Annotated in this window: 20 protein-coding genes; 6 read left to right on the top strand and 14 right to left on the bottom strand. The window is 64.9% G+C overall.

Annotation, left to right across the window (positions count from 1 at the left end; genetic code table 11):
• Window positions 1-45: 45 nt before the first annotated feature.
• Window positions 46-684 (top strand): DUF6766 family protein, encoded by a 639-nt coding sequence (locus tag V3B30_RS01255; protein WP_262082549.1) that lies wholly within the window; start codon window positions 46-48, stop codon window positions 682-684.
• A 3-nt stretch (window positions 685-687) separates the two neighbouring features.
• Window positions 688-1,257, top strand: a complete 570-nt coding sequence (locus tag V3B30_RS01250) for an isochorismatase family cysteine hydrolase (RefSeq protein ID WP_100472383.1) — start codon at window positions 688-690, stop codon at window positions 1,255-1,257.
• 6 nt (window positions 1,258-1,263) lie between these two features.
• Here the strand turns inward: V3B30_RS01250 and V3B30_RS01245 are convergent, their stop codons facing one another.
• The 11 genes from V3B30_RS01245 to V3B30_RS01195 form a co-directional block, all read right to left on the bottom strand.
• Window positions 1,264-1,497 carry a hypothetical protein gene (locus V3B30_RS01245; RefSeq protein ID WP_049422290.1) on the bottom strand — a complete coding sequence of 78 codons (234 nt, stop codon included), beginning with the start codon at window positions 1,495-1,497 and terminating at the stop codon, window positions 1,264-1,266.
• Window positions 1,498-1,741: 244 nt separating this feature from the next.
• Window positions 1,742-3,352: a PepSY-associated TM helix domain-containing protein gene (locus V3B30_RS01240; RefSeq protein ID WP_262082548.1), complete on the bottom strand. Its 1,611-nt coding sequence runs from the start codon at window positions 3,350-3,352 to the stop codon at window positions 1,742-1,744.
• An 11-nt stretch (window positions 3,353-3,363) separates the two neighbouring features.
• Window positions 3,364-3,663, bottom strand: coding sequence for a hypothetical protein (locus V3B30_RS01235; protein WP_071227836.1), 300 nt, complete (start codon window positions 3,661-3,663; stop codon window positions 3,364-3,366).
• The gene (locus V3B30_RS01230; protein ID WP_262082547.1) at window positions 3,650-3,931 is read right to left on the bottom strand and encodes a hypothetical protein; all 282 of its coding nucleotides are present in this window, start codon (window positions 3,929-3,931) and stop codon (window positions 3,650-3,652) included. The genes V3B30_RS01235 and V3B30_RS01230 overlap by 14 nt, the downstream gene beginning before the upstream one ends.
• 70 nt (window positions 3,932-4,001) lie before the next feature.
• Window positions 4,002-6,197: a TonB-dependent siderophore receptor gene (locus V3B30_RS01225; RefSeq protein ID WP_100472390.1), complete on the bottom strand. Its 2,196-nt coding sequence runs from the start codon at window positions 6,195-6,197 to the stop codon at window positions 4,002-4,004.
• A gap of 169 nt (window positions 6,198-6,366) precedes the next feature.
• Window positions 6,367-8,250: a PepSY-associated TM helix domain-containing protein gene (locus V3B30_RS01220; RefSeq protein ID WP_262082546.1), complete on the bottom strand. Its 1,884-nt coding sequence runs from the start codon at window positions 8,248-8,250 to the stop codon at window positions 6,367-6,369.
• Window positions 8,251-8,296: 46 nt separating this feature from the next.
• The gene (locus tag V3B30_RS01215; RefSeq protein WP_262082545.1) at window positions 8,297-10,753 is read right to left on the bottom strand and encodes a TonB-dependent siderophore receptor; all 2,457 of its coding nucleotides are present in this window, start codon (window positions 10,751-10,753) and stop codon (window positions 8,297-8,299) included.
• Between the two features lie 108 nt (window positions 10,754-10,861).
• Window positions 10,862-11,905: a FecR domain-containing protein gene (locus V3B30_RS01210; protein ID WP_262082544.1), complete on the bottom strand. Its 1,044-nt coding sequence runs from the start codon at window positions 11,903-11,905 to the stop codon at window positions 10,862-10,864.
• Complete coding sequence (locus V3B30_RS01205; protein ID WP_262082543.1) at window positions 11,902-12,588, bottom strand: sigma-70 family RNA polymerase sigma factor; 687 nt, start codon at window positions 12,586-12,588, stop codon at window positions 11,902-11,904. Before V3B30_RS01205 ends, V3B30_RS01210 begins: the two co-directional genes overlap by 4 nt.
• Window positions 12,589-13,144: 556 nt before the next feature.
• The gene (locus V3B30_RS01200; protein WP_262082542.1) at window positions 13,145-13,555 is read right to left on the bottom strand and encodes a hypothetical protein; all 411 of its coding nucleotides are present in this window, start codon (window positions 13,553-13,555) and stop codon (window positions 13,145-13,147) included.
• 213 nt (window positions 13,556-13,768) lie between these two features.
• The gene (locus tag V3B30_RS01195) at window positions 13,769-14,296 is read right to left on the bottom strand and encodes a DUF6622 family protein (RefSeq protein WP_100472407.1); all 528 of its coding nucleotides are present in this window, start codon (window positions 14,294-14,296) and stop codon (window positions 13,769-13,771) included.
• Between the two features lie 238 nt (window positions 14,297-14,534).
• Here V3B30_RS01195 and V3B30_RS01190 point away from each other — a divergent pair, with 238 nt between their 5' ends.
• On the top strand, window positions 14,535-15,641 hold the full coding sequence (locus V3B30_RS01190; RefSeq protein WP_100472410.1) for a serine hydrolase domain-containing protein: 1,107 nt from the start codon (window positions 14,535-14,537) through the stop codon (window positions 15,639-15,641).
• On the opposite strand, the gene V3B30_RS01185 is transcribed toward V3B30_RS01190, so the two are convergent.
• Together V3B30_RS01185 and V3B30_RS01180 are read right to left on the bottom strand one after the other, a co-directional pair.
• Window positions 15,623-16,492, bottom strand: coding sequence for a methylenetetrahydrofolate reductase (locus tag V3B30_RS01185; protein ID WP_262082541.1), 870 nt, complete (start codon window positions 16,490-16,492; stop codon window positions 15,623-15,625). The two genes, V3B30_RS01190 and V3B30_RS01185, sit on opposite strands and share 19 nt — an antisense overlap.
• Complete coding sequence (locus V3B30_RS01180) at window positions 16,492-17,406, bottom strand: LysR family transcriptional regulator (protein WP_262082540.1); 915 nt, start codon at window positions 17,404-17,406, stop codon at window positions 16,492-16,494. Before V3B30_RS01180 ends, V3B30_RS01185 begins: the two co-directional genes overlap by 1 nt.
• A 175-nt stretch (window positions 17,407-17,581) precedes the next feature.
• Between V3B30_RS01180 and msuE the strand changes: the two genes are divergently transcribed.
• Genes msuE through V3B30_RS01165 form a run of 3 tightly spaced genes read left to right on the top strand, consistent with a single transcriptional unit; the run spans window position 17,582 to window position 20,271 of the window.
• Window positions 17,582-18,163, top strand: a complete 582-nt coding sequence (gene msuE, locus V3B30_RS01175; protein ID WP_100472419.1) for an FMN reductase — start codon at window positions 17,582-17,584, stop codon at window positions 18,161-18,163.
• 56 nt (window positions 18,164-18,219) lie between these two features.
• Entirely contained in the window at window positions 18,220-19,197 is a 978-nt protein-coding gene (locus V3B30_RS01170; RefSeq protein ID WP_262082539.1) for a DUF1852 domain-containing protein, read from the top strand.
• 39 nt (window positions 19,198-19,236) lie between these two features.
• Window positions 19,237-20,271 carry a methionine synthase gene (locus tag V3B30_RS01165; protein WP_262082538.1) on the top strand — a complete coding sequence of 345 codons (1,035 nt, stop codon included), beginning with the start codon at window positions 19,237-19,239 and terminating at the stop codon, window positions 20,269-20,271.
• On the opposite strand, the gene V3B30_RS01160 is transcribed toward V3B30_RS01165, so the two are convergent.
• Entirely contained in the window at window positions 20,228-20,797 is a 570-nt protein-coding gene (locus tag V3B30_RS01160) for a hypothetical protein (RefSeq protein ID WP_262082537.1), read from the bottom strand. The genes V3B30_RS01165 and V3B30_RS01160 overlap by 44 nt on opposite strands.
• Window positions 20,798-20,920: the final 123 nt, after the last annotated feature.

The following is a 20,920-nucleotide window of genomic DNA, read 5'->3' as shown; positions in this document are numbered from 1 at the left end:
GCAAGCTTCATCACGGCCATTGGAACAGCCTGAACGAGGTGTTGCATGTGGAAACGCAACGGTCTCTCGCTGGTGCTGCTCGTGCTCACCATCGTATTCATCGGTGGGCAGGCAGTTGCGGGACATCACGTGCACAACCAGGAGCTGATGCAGCACGGACGCGCGCCGATCGATCTCTGGCATTACCTGGCGACCGGGCACTTTGTCAGCGCCACATTCGAGAACTGGGAAAGCGAATTCCTGCAGATGGGGATGTACGTGCTGCTGACGGTGAGCCTGCGCCAGCGTGGCTCGGCCGAATCTCGGCCGCTGGATCCTGCGCAGGAACAGAATCGCGTCGAGCCGGGGCCCACGCCCTGGCCCGTCAGGCGTGGTGGCGCATGGAAGATCATCTATGGCCATTCGCTTGCCATCGCCTTCGGCCTGTTGTTCCTGACCAGCTTTACGCTGCACGCATTGGGAAGCTGGCGAGCCGAGCAGGCCGAGCAGCAGCTGCAGGGCCTGCCAGTGCCGGGCTTTCTCGAGCACCTGGCCAGCAGCACGTTCTGGTTTGAATCCATGCAGAACTGGCAAAGTGAGTTTCTGGCCGTGCTGTCTCTGGTTGTGCTGACCATCTTCCTGCGCCAGAAGGATTCGCCACAGTCCAAGCCGGTCGAAGCGCCGCATGCCCAGACAGGAGATTGAGGCATGGTACGCCCCCCTTCTACCGCCCTGCTGATCATCGACATGTTCAGTCGTTTCGACTTCCCGGGTGCGGACGCCCTGGCGCCAGCGGCAGAAAAGGCGGCCCGGCAGATCCGGCGCCTGAGGGATCACTTCGATGACCAGGGGTGGCCAGTCATCTATGCCAATGACAACTTCTCGGATTGGAAGCGGGATTTCCGCCAGCAAGTGGAGCAGTGCCAGCAGGACGGGGGGCCGGCTGCCCGAATTGCCACAGCCCTCTCCCCCCTGCCCGGCCACTATTTCGTGCTCAAGCCCAAGCACTCGGCGTTCCTCGCCAGTCCCTTGCCGATCCTGCTGGCCAAGTTGGGAGTACACCGACTTTGGCTCACTGGCATGACGGCCGACTCGTGTGTCCTCGCCACGGCGCTGGACGCCAACGCCAGGGAGTTCGAGGTCGTGGTGGCATTGGAAGCCGTGGCGGCGATGCCCTCCCAGAAACGGCGTGCACTGGCAGTGCTGGCGGACTCGGGCGCAGCCCGGGTCGCCCGACTTTCATCGCTGATCTCCAAGCAATCTGCAGCAAGGAAATGAGGCGGCTCAGGCCCGGTCCGCTACACCCTGTACACCGGCATGACCGGCGCAATGTGCACAGCAGAAGATCTGGCCCTTTCCTTCAACGCCGTGCCCGATAACCGCGCAGTCGCAATGTGCGCAGCGTGGCGCGAATGCATGGATCGCGCACTCGAACGAATCGAAGGTTCCGCTGCGTCCGCCCTGCTGCAGAGTGAAGCTCTTGTCGTAGTTGTTGCCGCAGACATCACAGGTGGCCATGTCTCACCCCTTCGTGTGTAAGGAAGGGGCAGTGTGGTGAGCGCGGGTGTCGGTGGCCGTGAATGCGGCGTACCTGGTACGTGCAAAGTACCCATGACACGTGCCTCGCCGAACTGAAGAGCGGGCCGTTCAGGCCTGTTCATGGCCGGGTCGAAATCTTGCCGCGTCCAAGGTGCCTTGGGCAACGGCTGTTTTTCCATCCAATGCCTACCTGCCCGCCTTGGCAATCGTTTCAGGGGCGGATCTACTCCCCGGCCGCCTGGGTGTGCACTGCCCTTGTGGTTGCCTTTCCGTCGATGGCCCAAACGCTGTCCATGTGACCCGTGTTTGCGCGCTTCCTGGAACGCCTCGCCAGCTGCCAGAGAACGAGAGCGGCGATCATTGCGGTCGCGTCCACAGCCACGCCGGCACTTGAATGGTTCCAGGTGCCTGGCACGCCGACCAATGCTGCAAGGCTGCCGACCGGAATCAGTGCCGTCACCATGGCGCCAGCGTACAGCAGCTCGTAAGCGGAGCGCGCGGCCCCACGCAGGAATGCCCAGGCGACTGCCAGCAGGAAGGCCGCATAGTAGATGCCTTCGTGCCATGCCGAAACATTGGCCACCAGCCCAGGGAGCCACTTGGTGGCGGCCAGTGTCGCCGAGATGCCGGTTACGCAGCCCAGGGACACGCCGATCGTCAAGGATCCCAGCACGCGAGTGGATCGCTTCTGCGCCGGCAGGTTGGCATCGCGCTGCTTCCTGCGTCGTGATTCGATCCACAGCAGGTTGCCGGTGTAGAACACGATTGCGCCGCCGAGTCCAAGCAACAGGTACATCCAGCGCACCGGGTTTCCGCCGAAGCTGCCGAAATGAAGCATGAAGAAGGCATTGACCGCCGTATCCCAGCCATCCATGTGCCCGGGCAGATCATGCGTGTCCACCACGCCGGTGTAGGGATCGAGATGGGTGCTCATGTACGTGCGGGCACGCGTCCCGTAACGGATATCCAGGCCGGTCACACGCCCCTCGACCACACTCCCCTTCTGCTGGAAGCCCAGGCTGTAGACCTCAAAGCCCGGCAGTTGTGCCTTTACCTTTTCCAGCAGTGCAGGAGCAGGCAGAGGCTGGGCGCCCGGAGCGGGCCTGGCATCGTGCTCTTCGCCCCATTGGATGCCGTTGGGATAGACCACCTTGTCCTGGATGTCGTAGATCTGATCGTGGAACGCGAATACCACGCAGGTCACGGCCATGATCAGGTGGAACGGCAGGCTGACAATGCCCAGCGCGTTGTGCACATCCAGCCACATGCGCTTGATGTTCCTGCCTACCCTCACGGCGAAGAAGTCTTTCACCAGCGTCGGTAGCAGCACGATGACGCCGGAGATCAGTGCCACGGCATACATCAGCGCAATGATGCCCATGACGGGGCGCGAAACCGCATCCGGGAACGGCAGGCCGACGAACTGATGCAAGGTGTCGACAAGCTGCGCCACTGGTGCCTTGCGCAGCTGCTCCACCTGGAGGTGGCCCTTCTCGTCAAAGCTTGCGCCAAACTCAGTGAACTGCCGTGGCTTGTCGCCACGTACCCGCCAGATCACGCGGGCAGGCGCTTCAGGTGATGTCTGCACCATCACGCTGTAGTTCTTCGCGGCTTCCGGATGCTTCTTGAGCACCGCCGCCAGCAGGTCAGGTGCACGTTCCATCGGGACCGGCGCAGACAGCGCGGACGGCGGCGTTGCCCATCGTTCCAGCGGCTTCTCGAACATGGTGATCGAGCCGGCATAGAAGGCAATGAACAGCATCAGGCCGGCAAAGATCCCGACCCAGATGTGCACGTCCTTGTAGACCTTGATGATGTCGTTGCGGATCTTCATGCGGGGTCCAATCAGCCCAGCTGGCTTCGCGCCAGCCAGAGTGCGCCAAAGGCGACCAGGTTGGCAGCACCCAGCCACAGCCAGGCGCTTGCGCTGCTACGGAAAAGGAAGACGAATGACAGGAGGGGCGCCCACAGCAGCGCGACCAGCCACATGTTGAACTGGGCCTTGCCGCCCCCACCATCGATGCCGCCGGGGCCGAACCACGCGAACAGGCCGGACAAGGCCAGGGAGAGCCCGAAGCCCAGGAGTACGCCTGCGCACATCTTTCCGAACCAGTGGCGGCTCTGCAGCTTGTCAGGCTTGGCCATGCGGGCCTCCACCTCGACGGCCACGCCAGACGCCCAGGAACGGCGCCACTGACCAGACCAGCATCAGAATCGTCAACCAGGTGAAGAAGGCCGCACCACTTCCCATCAAAGACAGGAACAAGGCAAGCGAGACCAGCGACAAGATGCTGCCGGGAATCCATTTCCCACGGACAGGCCAAGGTCCGGCGCGCCGCCACTGCTGTTTCGGTGACGCCAGGTAGAACAGCCACGCCCCTACCACACCCGTGGCTGAGGCCAGCAACGCCATCACAACTGACATTCTGGAAGTCTCATACGAAAGCCCCGTGACCTGGCTGGCCGGTCACGGGGCAAAAGGGTTACCAGGTGAACCGGGCGGTGGCCGTGACCGTGCGTCCCGTGCCGAAGAAGCAGGAGGAGACGCCGCTGCACGTGGTCACGAAACGCTTGTCCGTCAGGTTGCTGACGTTGAGCGCGAACTGCGTGCCCACACGCCCGATCGCGCCCACGTCGTAGCGGATCGCCGCATCCCACATCGTGTAGGACGGAATCAGGTAGACGTTGGCGCTGTCACCGTAGCTTTCGCCGTTGTAGCGGACGCCTGCGGCAAGGCTCAGGCCCGCGAGTGCCCCGCCCTGGAAGGTGTAGTCACCCCACAGTGCAGCGGTCCAGTCCGGAACCATCGCCAACTGCTTGCCCTGATATCCGTTGTTGCTCTTGGTGACTTCCGAGTCCATCCACGATGCGGCACCGATCACGCTGAAGCCGTCGAGCGGGGTGACGCGGCCTTCCAGCTCTACGCCACGTACGCGGCCTTCGCCATCCTGGACCTGGCACTGGCTGGACCCAGTCGTGCCGCAGGTGTTGTGGCTGGGATCAGGGTCGTTGGTGAGGATGTTCTGCTGGCGCAGATCGTAGGCCGAAAGCGTGATCAGGCCGTCGAATCCAGACGGCTGATACTTCACGCCCACTTCCCACTGCTTGCCGGTGATCGGGTCGAACGGCGTCCGGTCGAAAGACTGGGTCGCCGTGCTGCCTGCCGGCTGGAAGGACTCCGCATAGCTCAGATACGGGGTCAGGCCGTTGTCAGCCACGAACAGGATGCCAGCGTTGCCGCTGAAGGCTTCGTTCTTGATGCGGCTCGGCGCGCGTGCGCCGTAGCGATTCGTAGCCACGGTGTACGACTGCGTCCAGGTGTCGTCCTTGGTCCAGTCGTAACGGCCACCCACGGTGAAGCGCCACTTGTCGAGCGCGATCTGATCCTGCAGGTAGGCACCCGTCTGGCGGTTGACGCCTCCCGAGTAGCTGATGCTGTTGGTGACCGGAACATAGCCGGTGTAGACCGGATTGAAGATGTCGATCGGCGCCGGATCACGCATCGCACCGCGTGCCGCGTCCCAATCGGCCTTCTGCCAGTCCACGCCCACCAGCAGCGTGTGTTCAGCCGAGCCGGTCTGGAACTTGCCGGTCACACGAGTGTCGATGGTGTCGCCCTGGGAGTCCCCCTCGCCCCAGGTGGCACGTCGCTTCTGCGTGCGGCCATCCGGGTTCAGGCCACCATTGGTCACCACGGTGCGGAAGGTCGATTCCACGTTGGTGCGGCGAGCCCCCTGGCTCAGGGTCCAGTTCTCGTTGAAGGCATGCTCGAACAGCCAGCCGGCCGTCCAGATCGTGCGGTCGTAGGTGTTCCAGTTCGGTTCGCCAATGAAGGTCGTGTTCTTCATGCGCCCATAGGGGGTGGCCTTGAGCGTGCCGTCCATCGGCAGGAACTGGTAGGTCGAGCCACCGTCGTCGCGCTGGTAAAGGCCCAGCACCGTCAGGCGCGTGCGCTCGGCCATCTGGAAGGTATAGCTGGGCGCCAGGAACCAGTGCTCCTGCTGGGTGTGCTTGATCTGCGTGTCACCGTCGCGATACAGGCCCACCAGGCGGCCCAGATGGCGCTTGTCGTCCGATGCCGCGCCCAGGTCGAATGCGCTGCTGTACTGGCCGTTCCCATCCAGACCCAACTGCAGCACCTGCTGCTGGTCAGGCGTCGGGGTCTTGCTGACCTGGTTGACCATGCCACCCGGAGCCACCTGACCATACATGACGGCCGACGGTCCCTTCAGCACCTCGACCCGGTCCAGGTTCCAGCTGTCCACCATGGTCCGGTTCCACTGGCCACCCTGCGGCGCACGCATGCCGTCGATGGTGACGTTGTTGCTCCAGCTGCCGGCGTCGAAGCCACGGATGCGGAAGTCGTCGACCCGGTTGTCGATGCCGCCGCTCTCCAGGACGACGCCCGCCACGTAGCGCATCGCCTCGTTGAGGTTCTGCACACCGCGGGCATCGAGCTCCTCGCGGGCAATGACCGAGACCGACTTGGCCATCTCTGCAACCGGCGTGTCGGTCTTGGTCGCGCCGGAGGTGTGGGTGGTGGTGCGATAGGCGTTGACCCGCACCGCATCCAGGGTGGTGGCGCTGCCATCGGGCGATTCTGCCGAAGCCTCCTCGGCATGCCCCACCAGTGGCAAGGCCAGCATCAGCGCAACGGACGTGGACAACAGGGTGCGCATGGGAGCGCGGGAAGCAAGGATCATTTTGGACATTGGAGGGCCTACGGTAGGAAGTGCGCCCTAGGCGGCAGCTGCGGCGGCGTTAATTTCACGTTAAATTGTATCAAACGCAAATCATTCGCACTAGCATCTCCGCACCCTCCGTGCTTTTTCGGGAGTGCCCCTGCCCTCAGCCTGCCCTCAGCATCGCCATCAGCAACCCCATCAGGGCACTCCCCGCCGCCAGACTCAGCCATACCCTCCCAACACTGCGGGCGCTGAAGACGCCCACAGCGATGGCAATGAACAGCACGAACCCCAGCAGTGAACTGGCCAGGACCGAAACGGACGTCCTTACCCCCACCAGCGCGGGCAACAACAACGCCAGCGCCGTAGCGGTAACCGCGGTGAACACGTAGCCGCCCAGCGAGGCGGCCAGCACACGGCTCGCCACCTGCCAGCGATGGGCTGCTCCCCGCCCGGCCGGAGGCTTGGCCGTGCGCGCCGCCTCCTGCGCCCGTGGCCACCGGCGCTGCAACATCAGGGCCATTCTTGCCAGCATCAACCCGAATGCCAGTGCGACCAGCTCCACGCCGGCCTGCTGCCATGCACCCCGCTGCAGATACATCAGCACGCCCTGCCCGGTGGTTACCATGTTCACCAGCGGCAGTGCCAGGCACAGTGCTGCGGCCAGCCACAACTGCTCGATCCAGGCCAGGCGCGGTGGGCGCCATAGCGCGTGCGCCACCGAGGCCGCGCAGGCAGCAAGAAAAATGCGTATTTCCCATGCGCTGCGATCGCTCATTTCCAGTGGCAGCAGCCGATTGCCGTGCAGGTAGACGATGCTTGCCAGTGCCACCCCGGCCAGCGATGCGACGTTGAACGCTTCCACGCAGCGATAGATGCCCGCCGTGGCCGCGCCGAACTCATGCTCGCTGCGCTTGCGCCGCTTGATGGAGAACAGCAGCGTGCCGATGGCGATCATCGCCGTGCCGAGCAGACCGCTGATGAAGTACAGCCACTTCATCGGCCAGCCGCCGAAATCTGCCTTGTGCAGTGCTTCGATGGTTTCGTGCACCTGTACGGCGCCAATGGCATGCGGACGTGCGCCATGCTGTTGCAACAGCGTGCCGCTGGCAGCATCGAACGTCACCCGGCTGGCTTCGGTCAGCAGATGCCTGTCCGCGCCCCCCTCGGGCTTGCGGCCGATCACCTCCACCACGCTGTGCACGGTGCCGGGCGCCTGGATCACGACCAGTGCCGGTGGCTGCCCGCTGATGGCGTGCGCGCGTGCCAGCAGTTGCGGCAGGTCCGGCAGTTGCGCGGTGGATACCAGGATGCCGGGCGGAGCCAACGGTGCAGGCGCCAGCTCGGCTTCGTAGCGCGCATAGGCGCCATCCGCATCGCCATAGGCGGCGTGCACCGGCCACGGCAGATAGCTGCTGTAGAAGAAGGTCAGCCCCGTGTAGCCGATCATGAACAGGAACGGCAGGGTCAGCACGGCACTCAGGTTGTGCGCATCCAGCCAACTGCGCTGTCCCTTGCCCGGGCGGAAGGTGAAGAAGTCCTTGAAGATGCGTTTATGCACTACCACGCCGGACACCAGCGCCAGCAGCATGCAGGCGGTGATCCAGCCGACCAGCCAGTAGCCGGCCATGCCACCGTGCAGGGTGTAATGGAAGGACATGAAGTGGCGCCCGCCTTCGGTTTCCCGAAGACGAGGTGGAGGCTGTGGCATGCCTGTACTGGCATCCACCCAGCGTTCGTGCGCGTTGCCGTCGCCATCCTCCCATGACAGCTCCAGCGGCCAGCCGTGCTGCGCAGGCCAACGGATCTGCCATGCCCGGGCATCGGTGGTGTTTGCGGCCAGCCAGTGCTGCGCACGCACCGCCTGCGTTGCGGTGTCCACCGCCGGCAAGGAGGCCGGCACGGGGCCGGCCTCCATCCATCGCGTGATCGGCTCGCGGAACACGCTGAGCGTGCCGGTCAGGAAGATCGCGCACAGCAGCCAGCCGCAGGTAAGGCCGCACCACGTGTGCAGCCACGACATGCTCTGCCGGAAGCCTGCCTTCATGCCTGCCCCGTGACGGGCAGGCCGTTGCCCCGCCGGTTGCGGAAGATCACAGCGAGCCGCGCAGCGTCAGCATTACATTGCGGGGTTCGCCGAAGAAGTTGCCGCGGCGGATCTGGCTGATCATCGCGTAATAGCGCGTGTCGAACAGGTTGGCCACGTTGAGGCCCACGCTCCAGCGCGGATTGATCCGGTAGCCGGCACGCAGGTCCCACACAGCACGTCCTGCTGCACCCATGCGCCAGTCCGGGTCGTCGTAGGCCGGATAGGAGTAGCTGCTCTGTGCCGATACACCACCACCCACGGAGAACGCGTTCCACTTGCCGGGCAGCTGGTAGGACGTCGACAGGCGCAACAGGTGGCGAGGTGTCTCGGCGCTGATGGTCGCGCCCTCATCGTCGCGGCTGGTGACGTGGGTATAGCCCGCCATCATCTGCCAGCCCGGTGCCAGTTCGCCGCTGGCTTCCAATTCAAAGCCCTTGCTGCGCAGCTTGCCTCCATTGCGGTAGCAATCGGACGACGCCAGCGAGCCACGGCAGCTGCCCGGGTCGGATTCGTCCACCACGGCGTTGCCGGTTTTGCGGATGGAAAACACCGCAGCGGAAAGGTTCAAGCGCCCATCGTTCAATTCCCCCTTCACGCCCAGCTCGTAGTTGGCGCCGATGGCCGGATCCAGCACCGAGCCGGACGCGGTGACGTACGAGCTCTGCGGCTGGAAGGTGTCGGCGTAGCTGGCGTAGACCGACCATTGTGGACCCAGGTCGTAGACAAGGCCGGCATACGGGGTGAATTCGTGTTTCTGTTCGTAGTCACGGCTCTTGGCGCCAGTGAAGCCATCGCTGGACTGGTACTTCACCCAGCTCAGCCGGCCACCCAGCGTGAGGTGCAGCTGCTCTGCCAGCTGCAGGCGCAGATTGCTGTACACGCCGCTCTGCTGGGCGCGGGCGTTTTCTGACCAGTCCCAGGCTGGCTGGAGCGGCTGCGCAATGGCGCTGTGGTCGGGTGCGTAGACATTGATCGGCACGTCGATGGCCAGGTCCGCCGAGCTCTGGCGGGTACGCTGGCGCGACCACATGGCGCCCAGCAGCACCTGATGGCTGCGGCCGAAGGCTTCAAAACTGCCGGTGGTGTGCAGGTCGATGCCATCGCTGCGCACGCGCGAGCGGTTGAAATAGATGTCATAGAAGCGCGAACCGATGCCGGTGGCGCGGTCCACCCCGCCCAGCGGAACCGCGACACGCTGGTCCAGGTCCGATTCGGTGCGGTTCACCGACAGGCGCGCCTTCCAGCGTTCGTTGAAGCGGTGCTCCGCTTCTGCGAAGGCTTCTTCAACGGAGCCCTCCTGCCGGTTCCAGTCCTGGATGAGCGAGGTGGAACGCTTGATGTCCAGCGCACCGCCATCGGTGTAGCGCGGCAGGCCGAACAGCCAGTAGCCGTCGGTGTCACTGGCCTGGTGGCGCAGGCCGAAGGTCAGCGTGGTGTCCGCACCCAGGTCGGCGTCGATCACCCCATAGGCCACCGGTGTCTTCGATGAGGTTCCCCGCTGGAAGTAATCGCGGTCCTGGTAGGCGGCGACCAGTCGGCCGCGCACGCTGCCGGCGGCATTGAGCGGGCCGCCGCCATCAACCTCGACGCGGTAGTTGTCCCACGAACCCACGGTTGCCGCCAGATCGAGATGGGCCTGGTCGCGCGGGCGCTTGCGCACCATGTTGATCGCCCCGCTGGGGTCGGCCGCACCCAGCATCATGCCACCGGCACCGCGCAGCACTTCAACCCGCTCCAGCACCGCGGTGTCGATCGGCAGCCAACCCACCGGGGCATAGACGATGCCGGCCACGCCATCGACCAGATAGTTGCTGTCGTCCACGGTGAAGCTGCGGATCGAGAACTTGTGGTTGCCGAAGTTGCGGGCGGTCTTGGTCACACCCGTGGTCTGCGCCAGCGCCTCGTCCAGCGTGGTGAGGTTGCGGTCGTCCAGCTGCTGGCGGGTGATCACGCTGACCGACTGCGGGGTCTGGCGGATGCTCTGCTCCAGCTTGCCCAGGCTCAGCTCACGTGCTGTGTAGGCGCCATCACTTGGCGCGTTGGCGGTCACGTTCACCGTCTGCAGGGTGGTCTGGGCCTCCTTGCTGCGCGTAGGTGTTGCTGCTTCCTGCGCCAGGGTGAACACGCCCGGACGGGTGGCATTGACACGCACGCCACTGCCCTCCAGCAGGCGCGCCAGTGCTTCCTGCGGTGTGTAGCTGCCGGTCAAGGCCGGGGCGCGACGGCCCGCCACCGCCGATTCGCTGAACAGCACCTGCTGCCGGGACTGCTCGGAAAAGCGGCGCAGCGCGGCATCAAGCGGTTGCGCCGGAATATTGAACGGCACGCGCGCAGCCGGCTGCGCCTGTGCGATGGCCGGCGCTGCCAGCGCGCTGGAAATGCACAGTGCCAGCAACGGCAGTCGCTTGGCGTGTACCCCCGTAGAGAACGCGCCAGCAACAAGTGCGCGCTTGATCTTCATGTACCCCATTACCGCTCCATCATGCTTGGCCGCTACTGGCCTCACTGGGGTAAACGGAAAACGGCGGTGGGGTGGGAACCCGCCCCGGTAGAAATTTTCGTTCCGGGGTCAGCGGGCAACAGGCCGTTCGTCGATGCGATAGCCGCCCTGGGCAGTGCGGGTCACCTGCACGGGCAACAGATCCGGCAGCGCCTCCAGGAAGGTGGCTGGGGCATCGGTGGCTGCGTAGCCGGAGACCGGCAGGAACTTCAGCCTTGGCTGGCCCAGCGTGACGGGATGGCCCAGATACTGCCCGACCTCCTGCGCCACTTCGTCCAGCGGGGTGCGCCGGAACACCAGGCGCCCGTTGCGCCAGCCGCCAATGCTGTCTGCGCTGGCGGCAATGGAGCGGTAGGCGGCTGTAAGCGTGGTAACGGCCAGGCCTTGTTCGGCGTGCAGGCTGACCGGCGAGGCACCTTCTGCGCGATCCGGCTGTACCCGCACGTGCCCATGCAGCACCTTGACCACGACTTCGCCCGGGCCATTGCGCACATTGAAGGCCGTGCCGACCACCGTCACCCGGCTACGCTGGGCATCGACGGTGAAGGGCCGGTCGGCCGCCGGGGCGACCTCGAAGTACGCCTCGCCCTGGCTGAGTACCACTTCACGACGGGATCGATAGAAATGCACCGCCAGCGTGCTGCGTGCATTGAGTGAAATCCGTGTGCCGTCCGGCAATTGAAGATCACGTATCTCGCCCGCACCGGTGACCACGTCCTGTACGTAGCTGGGCGCGGTGTACCAACCGTAGCCGACGTACCCCAAGGCCAGCATCGCCACGGCCGCAGCCGCCGCAACGCGTGGCAGGCGCCACGACCGTGCACGCCGCGCCGCCCTGCCCCGGCGTGGAGCGGCAGGTGAAGGTACTGCTGGGGCGATCACCGCACGCGCGTCCGAGGCCAGCACGGGGCGCGGCAACTGGCCCAGGTCGTGCCAGGTTCTGGCCACGTCGGCGAACGCCTGTCGGTGCGCTTCGCTCTCGGCCAGCCAGTGCTGCAGGGCCGCCTCTTCTTCCGGTTGCCAGTCCGCATCCTGCCGCCGCACCATCCACGCGGCGGCCGCCTCATGCAGGGCAAACGGGTCGGAACCTGCGGCAGAAGGGAGATCGGTCATCGGCAGGGAAAATCAGCATCGATGGCAGGCGCCAACGCCTCGCCCGCCTTGATCGGGCGATGCAGTTCCTGCATCTGTGCCAGAGACGCATAGCGTACCCGCACTTCGCAGTAGGCAACCGCTCGCGACAGGTGCTTGACCACCATGCGGCGGGAGATCTGCATGCGAGCAGCCACGTCTTCCTGGGTCAGCCCATCGAAGCGGCAGAGCACAAAAGCCTCGCGTTGGCGCTCCGGCAGCTCGGCCAGTGCTTCTCGCAGGCGCTCCAGGCGCTGCCGCTGGGCGCTGAGCTGCAACGGGCACTGTGATTCATCGCTGGCGATGGCCTGGCCCGCATCCTCTGCATCTGCCAGCGGCAGCGTCTGGAGACGGCGGCCTGCGGTGTGCTCACGATATTCATCGGCCACGGTGTTCATCACCGTTCGCCGGAAATAGGCACCTTGCTGGTCGCACGACGCCAGTGCAGGATTTGCCGCCAGCCACTTGACTGCACCGTCGTGCAGGGCATCCTCACCGTCCGCACCCCTGACACGCGCAAGGCTGCGCAGAATGGGCCCGCGCCAACGGGCATAGGCTTTCGCAAGGAGGTTCCCGCCCGTTGGCGAGGCGTCTTCCGGAATGCCTGCCTCCGTGGGAGAGGCCCGTTCCGCGCTGCTGCCCGTGCCCCGGCCTAGCGTGGACACATCACCCTCAGGGCAAATGCCTGCGGTCTGCACAGGTGGGGCGGGGAATTCACGTTGGGAGCCGGAGTTCTGACCGCCATAGGCGGCGGAAGGGGTGGGATGCCGCAAGTGTAGTGAGAGTCATTTGCGATTGGAACTCCCCTGACCCGCTCTTGCCGTGATGCGAAAGCGAATTCAGGCCGTGCGGGGAGATCAACTCGTCCAGCGCACGCTGATATCCGTTGCCGCCCGCTAGCAGGCGTACTGTCCGGTCGCTGGGATTCAGCCCACTGCGCCGAGTACACGGACCGAAGACGCGCCATCGCCAGCGTGGAGCAACCAGGCCATCCTGGATGTCATCCTGAAGAGCGACAGTGATGGCGAGCCCGGACTTTGCAGCTGATCGCAGGCCCTGCTGGCTCACCGAGGCAAAGGTTTCGATACACACGTCCCGGTGCGTGCACGGGCTGGATGCGAGTGCGAGCGGCGCAGCCCGTGCTGCTGATCAGCTGGGCGGGCAGAAGCAATCGATGGATCCTGCGGCGCCCTTCACTGCTGCAGGCGATCCCCGGTAGCGCTACCCCCCCCCCCCATCAATCAGGCCGCCTGCATGGACCATTCTTCCAGAAGCCGCTGCGCGCCTGACAAGCGTCCGATCCAGATCGCGCCGTGCAATGGAAATCGATCTCAGACCAAGCGATTGAGTGACCTCGCACTGCGAGAAGAAGGCGTCATAGCTATCCATCAACTCGGCGTGAAACAGCTGCTTGGGGGCATTCCCGATCACCCTGAAGAGGTCAGTCATGAAATTCCATGCATCCACGACCTTCCCGGGGTCAACCTCCCTCCCTGAATCTACAGACGAGACCAGCGAGTCGAGGTCAATGATGGATTCTCCTTCCCAGTCCAGGACTCGGCCGCGAGCGGCGACCTGACCCTCGAGCCCTTCTTTGCTGTTATCGCAGACAGGCCTTCCATTGCTGGACATCACCCGATCATGGTCACCTGATACCCAGGCGAACCAGATGATCCGCTTTCCCCTACAACGCCGACCGGATACATCGCTTCCATTATCGATTCCTGTTCAGATGGTTCCATCCATCCCGGGCTCTCACCGGAGGCGCAGCCGCTCCGATGGTAGCGCCGAACTCGATTGCCTGTGACGTGAGGAGCCGGCCAGCGGCCGGCGCTACCAGATCCATCAGCGTGCGGTTTCGAGCCCCTTGCCTGCCGCATCAACCCGCAGCGAGGCCAGGTACCGGCAGTACTTGCCAATGAACAGGCCGGTGAATCCACCCGCCAGCAGCAGGTAGGCTGCACTGAAGCCAGCATTGGCGGTCAGCGACGGCGACACCGCAAACGCGACTTCGAAGCCGTACTTCACCAGGAAGGTGATCAGCAGCAGCGGCAGCAGGCTGAAGTCCGCGTTGCGCCAGAGCTTGCCGGTGCTGCGGTCCATCGTCAGCTTCAGCCGATCCAGCAGCAGCCAGCCCAGCGCGGCACCCGTGCCGATGCCGGCGAGCCATTCACCCCAGGCGCTCAGCGACGTGCCGAAACGATGGCTGATCGACCACGCACCCCATGCGGTGAACAGCGCAGGCACGATCGCCAGCTTCTGCAGCGAGGTTTCCCCCGGCTTCATGGCGGCGATGCCACGGGTGACGAGGAAGGCCAGGAGCAGCCAGACCCAGATCGGCGTCTGCGAGGTGAGTTGCTGGAGCATGTTCATGAGCGGTCCCCTTGGCGAGTGGTAGCTGAGTGGTGGCGAGGTGCCCTCGCCTTGGCGCCCACTATTCGCTTCCGCCCGGGTCGCAGCCAGTGACAGCTGTCAGCCTTCGTGGGTGATGTGTCGGCACGCCACGCTGCCAGAAGCCGCAGGGCAGACCCACCCGGGACACCCGCCTCATCCGCTCGGCCTGCTCGACCCGCGATACCATTGCCACAACGCCGCTGCGAGCTGATACGCCATGCGCAACGATCCTGTCCGGCGCCACCTGTGTGCAGCACTTCTGGCTGCTGGCTGCGGCCTGCCTGCCCGGTCTGCACTGGCGAGCCGGAGTACTTCAGGCAGCTGCAGCTCGCTGGCCAGGCTGCTGCAGGCCGAGCAACAGCCTGGCCTGGCGGCCGTTGTGGTAGATCATGGGCGCATCGCCGCACTATCCGCAGCGGGCCGACGCACTGACACCCGGCCCTCACCGATTGATCGCCATACCGTGTTCGAGCTGGGATCGATCACCAAGGTGTTCACGGCGCTGCTGGTGTTCCGGCTCCAGCAGCGGCAGTTGCTCGACGTAACGGCGCCCATCGGCCTGTATGTGGAGGGACTGCCTTCAGCCTGGGCATCCATTTCGCTGCTGCGGCTGCTGAGCCATACCTCCGGCATTCCCAATTATTTGAATGAAGCCAACTTCCTGCGATTGATGCCGACGAGTCCGCGCCCTCGTGAACTGCTGGCAGGGGTGGAGCAGATGCCGCTGGAGTTTGCGCCCGGTACGCGGCATGCCTATTCCAATACGAACTACATTCTGCTCGGCCTGGCCATCGAACATGCAACCCGCATGGATTACTGGAACGTCCTCCAGGAAGAGATCCTGTCGCCGCTGGGCATGCGCGACGCGGGGCCGCGCCGCTCAGAGGATCGGCGCCGGATTGCCCAGGGGCATCTATTCCAGGATGGCCAGTGGCACGACCCACCGCCCACTGCTCCGGGTTCGGCGTGGGCGGCCGGCAGCCTGTTGGCGAGCATCGATGACATGGCACGCCTTGCTGTGGCGTTGGACCAGGGTCGGCTGCTACCCGATGCCGCGCTGAGACACATGTGGTGCGACACGGTTCTTTCCAACGGAAGCAAGGCGGGCTGGGGGGCCGGCTGGCAGGTTGCCGATGACGGCAATGTAGTCGGTCACGGGGGCGGAACCGCAGGCTTTACCGGATATTTTCGGCACGTTCCCGCGCAGCGAAGAACGGTCGTCGTCCTGATCAATCGCGCCGGAGACATCAATCCCCAGCGCATTGCAGAGCGCCTCGATCTTGGGACGAGCAGCTGCCCTGATTTTCAGCCGCCGCTGCTGTAAACACTCCGCCGGTACTGCGCTACCCACTCCAGCGACGGCGCAATGCCGCCAAACGGGAAGAAATGGGGGCTGACCGGACCATGGGCGTCCGTCAGCCCTTTCACCAGCCGATCGACGAACACCTCCGGCCCCGCCGTGCCGAGCAGCCGGCCGATCGAGATGCCGTACCGCGCCAGCATCGATGCGCTGGCACCCACGCCGCACATCGCAGCGTAGCGGGCGAGCCGCGCAATGCTGGCCGGGCCCGGTACGCCGACCAGCACTGGAACCGTGATGCCACGGGTGCGCAGCGCATCCAGCCAGGCCAGCACGATATCGGCATCGAAGGCGAACTGGGTGATGATCAGCGGTGCCATGCCTCTCGCCTTGATGGCCTGGCACTTATGTTCCAGTACGTGCCACCGATCCTCGGTGTTCATCACCGGATGCCCTTCCGGATGCCCGCCCATGGCAACAACCTTGATGCCGTAACGCTCAAGAAGGCCGGTCTCGATGATCGAGGTACTGTCGGCATACGGCCCTGCGGGCACGGAAAGATCACCGGCGATCAGCAGGCACTTCTCCACCCCCGCTTCGCTGGCGGCGCGTTCCAGGAACCGCTCAAGCGCCGCACGCGACCGGATACGCCGGGCAGAGAGATGCGGCATCGGCTCGAAACCGAGCGCGCGCACCGTGCGTGCGGCGGCCAGGCGTGCATCGTCGTCCTCGCTGGCCAGCCAGGGAATGGAGATGACCGTGCCTCGCGGGATGCGGGCCGCCTCGGCACGCAGTGCCGGCATGGCCTTTGCGCTGACTTCCAGTGAAAAGGCGTTGATGAAGGCGTCCGCCTGCGATGAAGTACCTGCCGGCATCAACGCGCTCCACGCGCATTGCCAGCAAGCGGCGAACTGTTACGGGCCAGTTCGATGAAGGCCTGCAGGTAGTCGATGCCGGTATCGGCCTCGCGCGCCCCCAGGTAGATCTGCTTGGGGATGCCCTTGGCGCCGAGGCGCACGGGTACCACATCCATGCGCGCCGCGTACTCCTCCACCAACCAGCGCGGCATGGCGGCAACGCCACGGCCGCTGGCCACCATCTGCATCATGATGTCGGTGGTTTCGATGGTCTTGTGCCGCCGCGGCGTGATGCCGGCCGGCAGCAGGAACTGGTTGTAGATGTCCAGGCGCTCGAACGGCACCGGGTAGCTGATCAGCACTTCCTGGCCGAGCTGGCGCGGCTTTACGTGGTCCACCTTGGCCAGGGCGTGGTTGCTGGCCACCACCAGCACCTGCTCGTAGTCGAACACGGGGATGAACTTCAGGCCCGGCTTCAGCAGTGGATCGGGTGTGACCAGCAGGTCGATCTCGTAGCCGAACAGTGCGCCGATGCCGCCGAACTGGAACTTCTGCTTGACGTCCACATCCACGTCCGGCCACGCGGCCAGGTACGGCGAGACGATCTTCAGCAACCACTGGTAGCAGGGATGGCACTCCATGCCGATGCGCAGTGCACCGCGCTCGCCCTGCGCGAACTGGCCCAGCCGTTCCTCGGCCAGGTCCAGCTGCGGCAGCACCCGGTTGGCGACCGCCAGCAGGTACTGTCCGGCCTGGGTCAGGCGCAGGCTGCGGCCTTCGCGCAGCCAGACATCGGTGCCGAGCTGCTGCTCCAGCTTCTTCATGCTGTGGCTGAGTGCCGACTGGGTCAGGTTGAGCACGCCGGCGGCCGCAGTCAGCGAGCCCTGCTGCTCGACCTGCTGCACGATGCTGAGGTGGATCCGCTCCAGCATGACGATGAATCCCGCTCATGGATTGGTGAAGTAATACCATTTTACGTCATGGAAGGGCGTGACTAGCATCGGGTCATGCCTTCGGTTGCCTGCCCGCCCGGTCACCTCGCCGGCCTGCAGGACTGCGCCCCCGCAGATCGCCCGAAGGAGCCCCTCCCCTGCTGAAAGCGAACAGATGACCCGCCCCCTCCGTATCGTCGCCGTTTCCGGCGGGCTGCAGCGCCCCTCCCGTGCTGCGACCCTGGCCGAGCACCTGCTGGGCCTGATCGGCGAAGACGTACTTTGCGAGCCGCACCTGATCGAACTGGGTGAACTGGCGCCTCAACTGGCCGGTGCACTGTGGCGCTCGCAGTTGCCCGAGGCGGTGGAGCGGCAACTGGCGGCCGTTGAACAGGCCGACGTACTGGTGGTGGCCACGCCGGTCTACCGCGGTTCGTATACCGGCCTGTTCAAGCACTTCTTCGACTTCATCGACCAGGATGCACTGGTCGATACCCCGATCCTGCTGGCCGCTACCGGTGGCAGCGAGCGCCACGCGCTGGTGATCGACCACCAGCTGCGTCCGCTTTTCAGCTTCTTCCAGGCCCGCACCCTGCCGCTGGGGGTCTACGCCACCGACCGTGATTTCGCCGATGGCCGCGTGCACAACGACGCCCTGATCCAGCGCGCACGGCTGGCGGTGCAGCGGGCGATGCCCCTGCTGGCACTGTCCCATCGCGCAGCGCCTGCCACTGCCGAGGCCGCTGCAGTCCTTTGAATACCGAATGCCCGCACTTGCATTCGGATGTCACCCCGCAACCCGGAACGCCGCCCATGACGACCGACACCTTCACCTTCAGCATCACGCGCATCCCCTTCAACGAGGATTACCAGCCGGCCGAGGGCACGCGCATCACCACCAATTTCGCCAACCTGGCCCGTGGCGCGTCGCGGCAGGAGAACCTGCGCAACACGATCAGCATGATCAACAACCGCTTCAACGACCTGGCGCACTGGGACAACCCGAACGCGGACCGCTATGCCGTCGAGCTGGACATCATCTCGGTGGAAATGCACATCGACGGTGCCGACGGCAGCGATCCGTTCCCGTTGATCGAAGTGCTGCGGCCGACCATCGTCGACACGCAGACCGGCGTGCGCACCGAAGGTATCGTCGGCAACAACTTCTCGTCCTACGTGCGCGACTACGACTTCAGCGTGGTGCTGCCGGCCAGCAACGAGGGCAAGGCCACCTTCGGCATTCCCGAAGGCTTTGGCGACCTGCACGGCAAGCTGTTCCAGCACTTCCTGGGCTCGGACGCCTACCGTGCCAACTTCAGCAAGGGACCGGTGATCTGCATCAGCGTTTCCAGCAGCAAGACCTACCACCGCACCGAGAACCATCACCCCATCCTGGGCGTGGAGTACCGCCAGGGCGAGTTTTCCCCCACCGACCAGTACTTCGACAAGATGGGCCTGCAGGTGCGCTACTTCATGCCGCCGGGCAGCGTCGCGCCGCTGGCGTTCTACTTCCAGGGTGACCTCCTGGGCGATTACTCGAATCTGGAACTGATCGGCACCATCAGCACCATGGAGGCCTTCCAGAAGATCTACCGCCCGGAGATCTACAACGCCAATTCCGTGGCCGGCAAGGTCTACCAGCCCAGCCTGAAGCACCAGGATTACTCCTCCACCCGCATCGTCTACGACCGCGAAGAGCGCAGCCAGCTGGCGGTCAAGCAGGGCCGGTTCACCGAAGAACACTTCATCAAGCCGTACCGCGCCGTGCTTGAGCAGTGGGCCGCCCGCTGATCCATCGATTTCCCATTCGCCCCAAGGACACACCACACGATGCCGACGAAGACGCTGCTCCCCACCTCCACCGCAGGCAGCCTGCCCAAACCCTCCTGGCTTGCAGAGCCCGAGAAGCTCTGGTCACCCTGGAAGCTGCAGGACGAAGGCCTGATCGAGGGCAAGCAGGACGCCCTGCGCCTGTCCCTGCAGGAACAGCAGCATGCCGGCATTGATATCGTCAGTGACGGCGAGCAGACCCGCCAGCACTTCGTCACCACCTTCATCGAGCATCTCAGCGGCGTCGACTTCGAGAAGCGCGAAACCGTGCGCATCCGCAACCGCTACGATGCCAGCGTGCCGACCGTGGTCGGCGCCGTGAGCCGCCCCAGGCCGGTGTTCGTCGAGGATGCGAAGTTCCTGCGCCGGCAGACCACGCAGCCGATCAAGTGGGCGCTGCCCGGTCCGATGACCATGATCGACACCCTGTACGACGCGCACTACAAGAGCCGCGAAAAGCTGGCCTGGGAATTCGCGAAGATCCTCAACGAGGAAGCGAAGGAGCTGGAGGCCGCCGGCGTGGACATCATCCAGTTCGACGAGCCCGCCTTCAATGTGTTCTTCGATGAGGTGAACGACTGGGGCGTGGCCGCCCTGGAACGTGCAATCGAAGGGCTGAAGTGCGAGACCGCGGTGCACATCTGCTATGGCTACGGCATCAAGGCCAACACCGACTGGAAGCAGACACTGGGCTCGGAATGGCGCCAGTACGAAGAGTCGTTCCCGAAGCTGCAGACCTCCAACCTCGACATCATCTCGCTGGAATGCCACAACTCGCACGTGCCGATCGACCTGATCGAGCTGGTGCGCGGCAAGAAGGTGATGGTGGGCGCCATCGACGTGGCCTCCAGCACGGTGGAGACGGCTGATGAGGTGGCCAACACCCTGCGCAAGGCGCTGCAGTTCGTGGAAGCCGACAAGCTCTACCCGAGCACCAACTGTGGCATGGCGCCGCTGGCCCGTGACGTGGCACGGGGCAAGCTGCGTGCGCTCAGCGAAGGAGCCAGGATCGTGCGCGAGGAGCTCTCGGCATAACCCCGGCAGGGGAGGCATTGCCGTTCGAATGGCGGCTTGACGGCGCCTGGCCGGGTATCGACCAGGCTCCACCTCGCCCCTGCAGCTCCGGCCTGGCCTTCGTCGCGGGCGGTCGCGGTGCCAGCGCCTGCTTGATCCGTGCCACCTCCCCTGCCCCGGCCTCGGCCAGGCGGCGGGCCTGCTGCTGTTGCTCCGCCGAAAGTGCGGGCGACGGCGCAGCGCTCGCTTCCGGCGCTACGTCCACCAGGCGCGCCACTGCCTCGCGCAGCCGCAGCTGCGGGCAGAGCCGCGCGGCACACCAGCGCTCTGCGTAGCGCCTGGCCTGACGCACATTCGTGGCGGCCACCACCTTGGTCTGGGACATCTTGCGTGCGTCCAGGTACACCCGGAAGCCAAGCACGGCATGCGGCACGATGTTGGCCACCGAGCGCCCGTTCCACCACAGGTCCCAGCGCTCGCCGCTCTGCACCCAGCCGGAGGGCCGGGTGACTTTCATGAAATCTGGAAGATCGAATGGGGAACTCATGGCGGGAAGGATACGAGCGCCCGTCGCAACGGCTGAGATCCGAGCCATGCGGTTGTCCGGGACCATGAATCGTTTAGGCGTGCTTCTGTCTGCTGCGCCCGCTCCGTACAGTCGCGCCGCGGG

The organism is Stenotrophomonas sp. SMYL41 (assembly GCF_036319965.1).
In the GTDB taxonomy this organism is placed as follows: Bacteria; Pseudomonadota; Gammaproteobacteria; order Xanthomonadales; family Xanthomonadaceae; genus Stenotrophomonas; species Stenotrophomonas maltophilia_R.
This window is presented reverse-complemented; position numbering and strand designations above follow the sequence as displayed.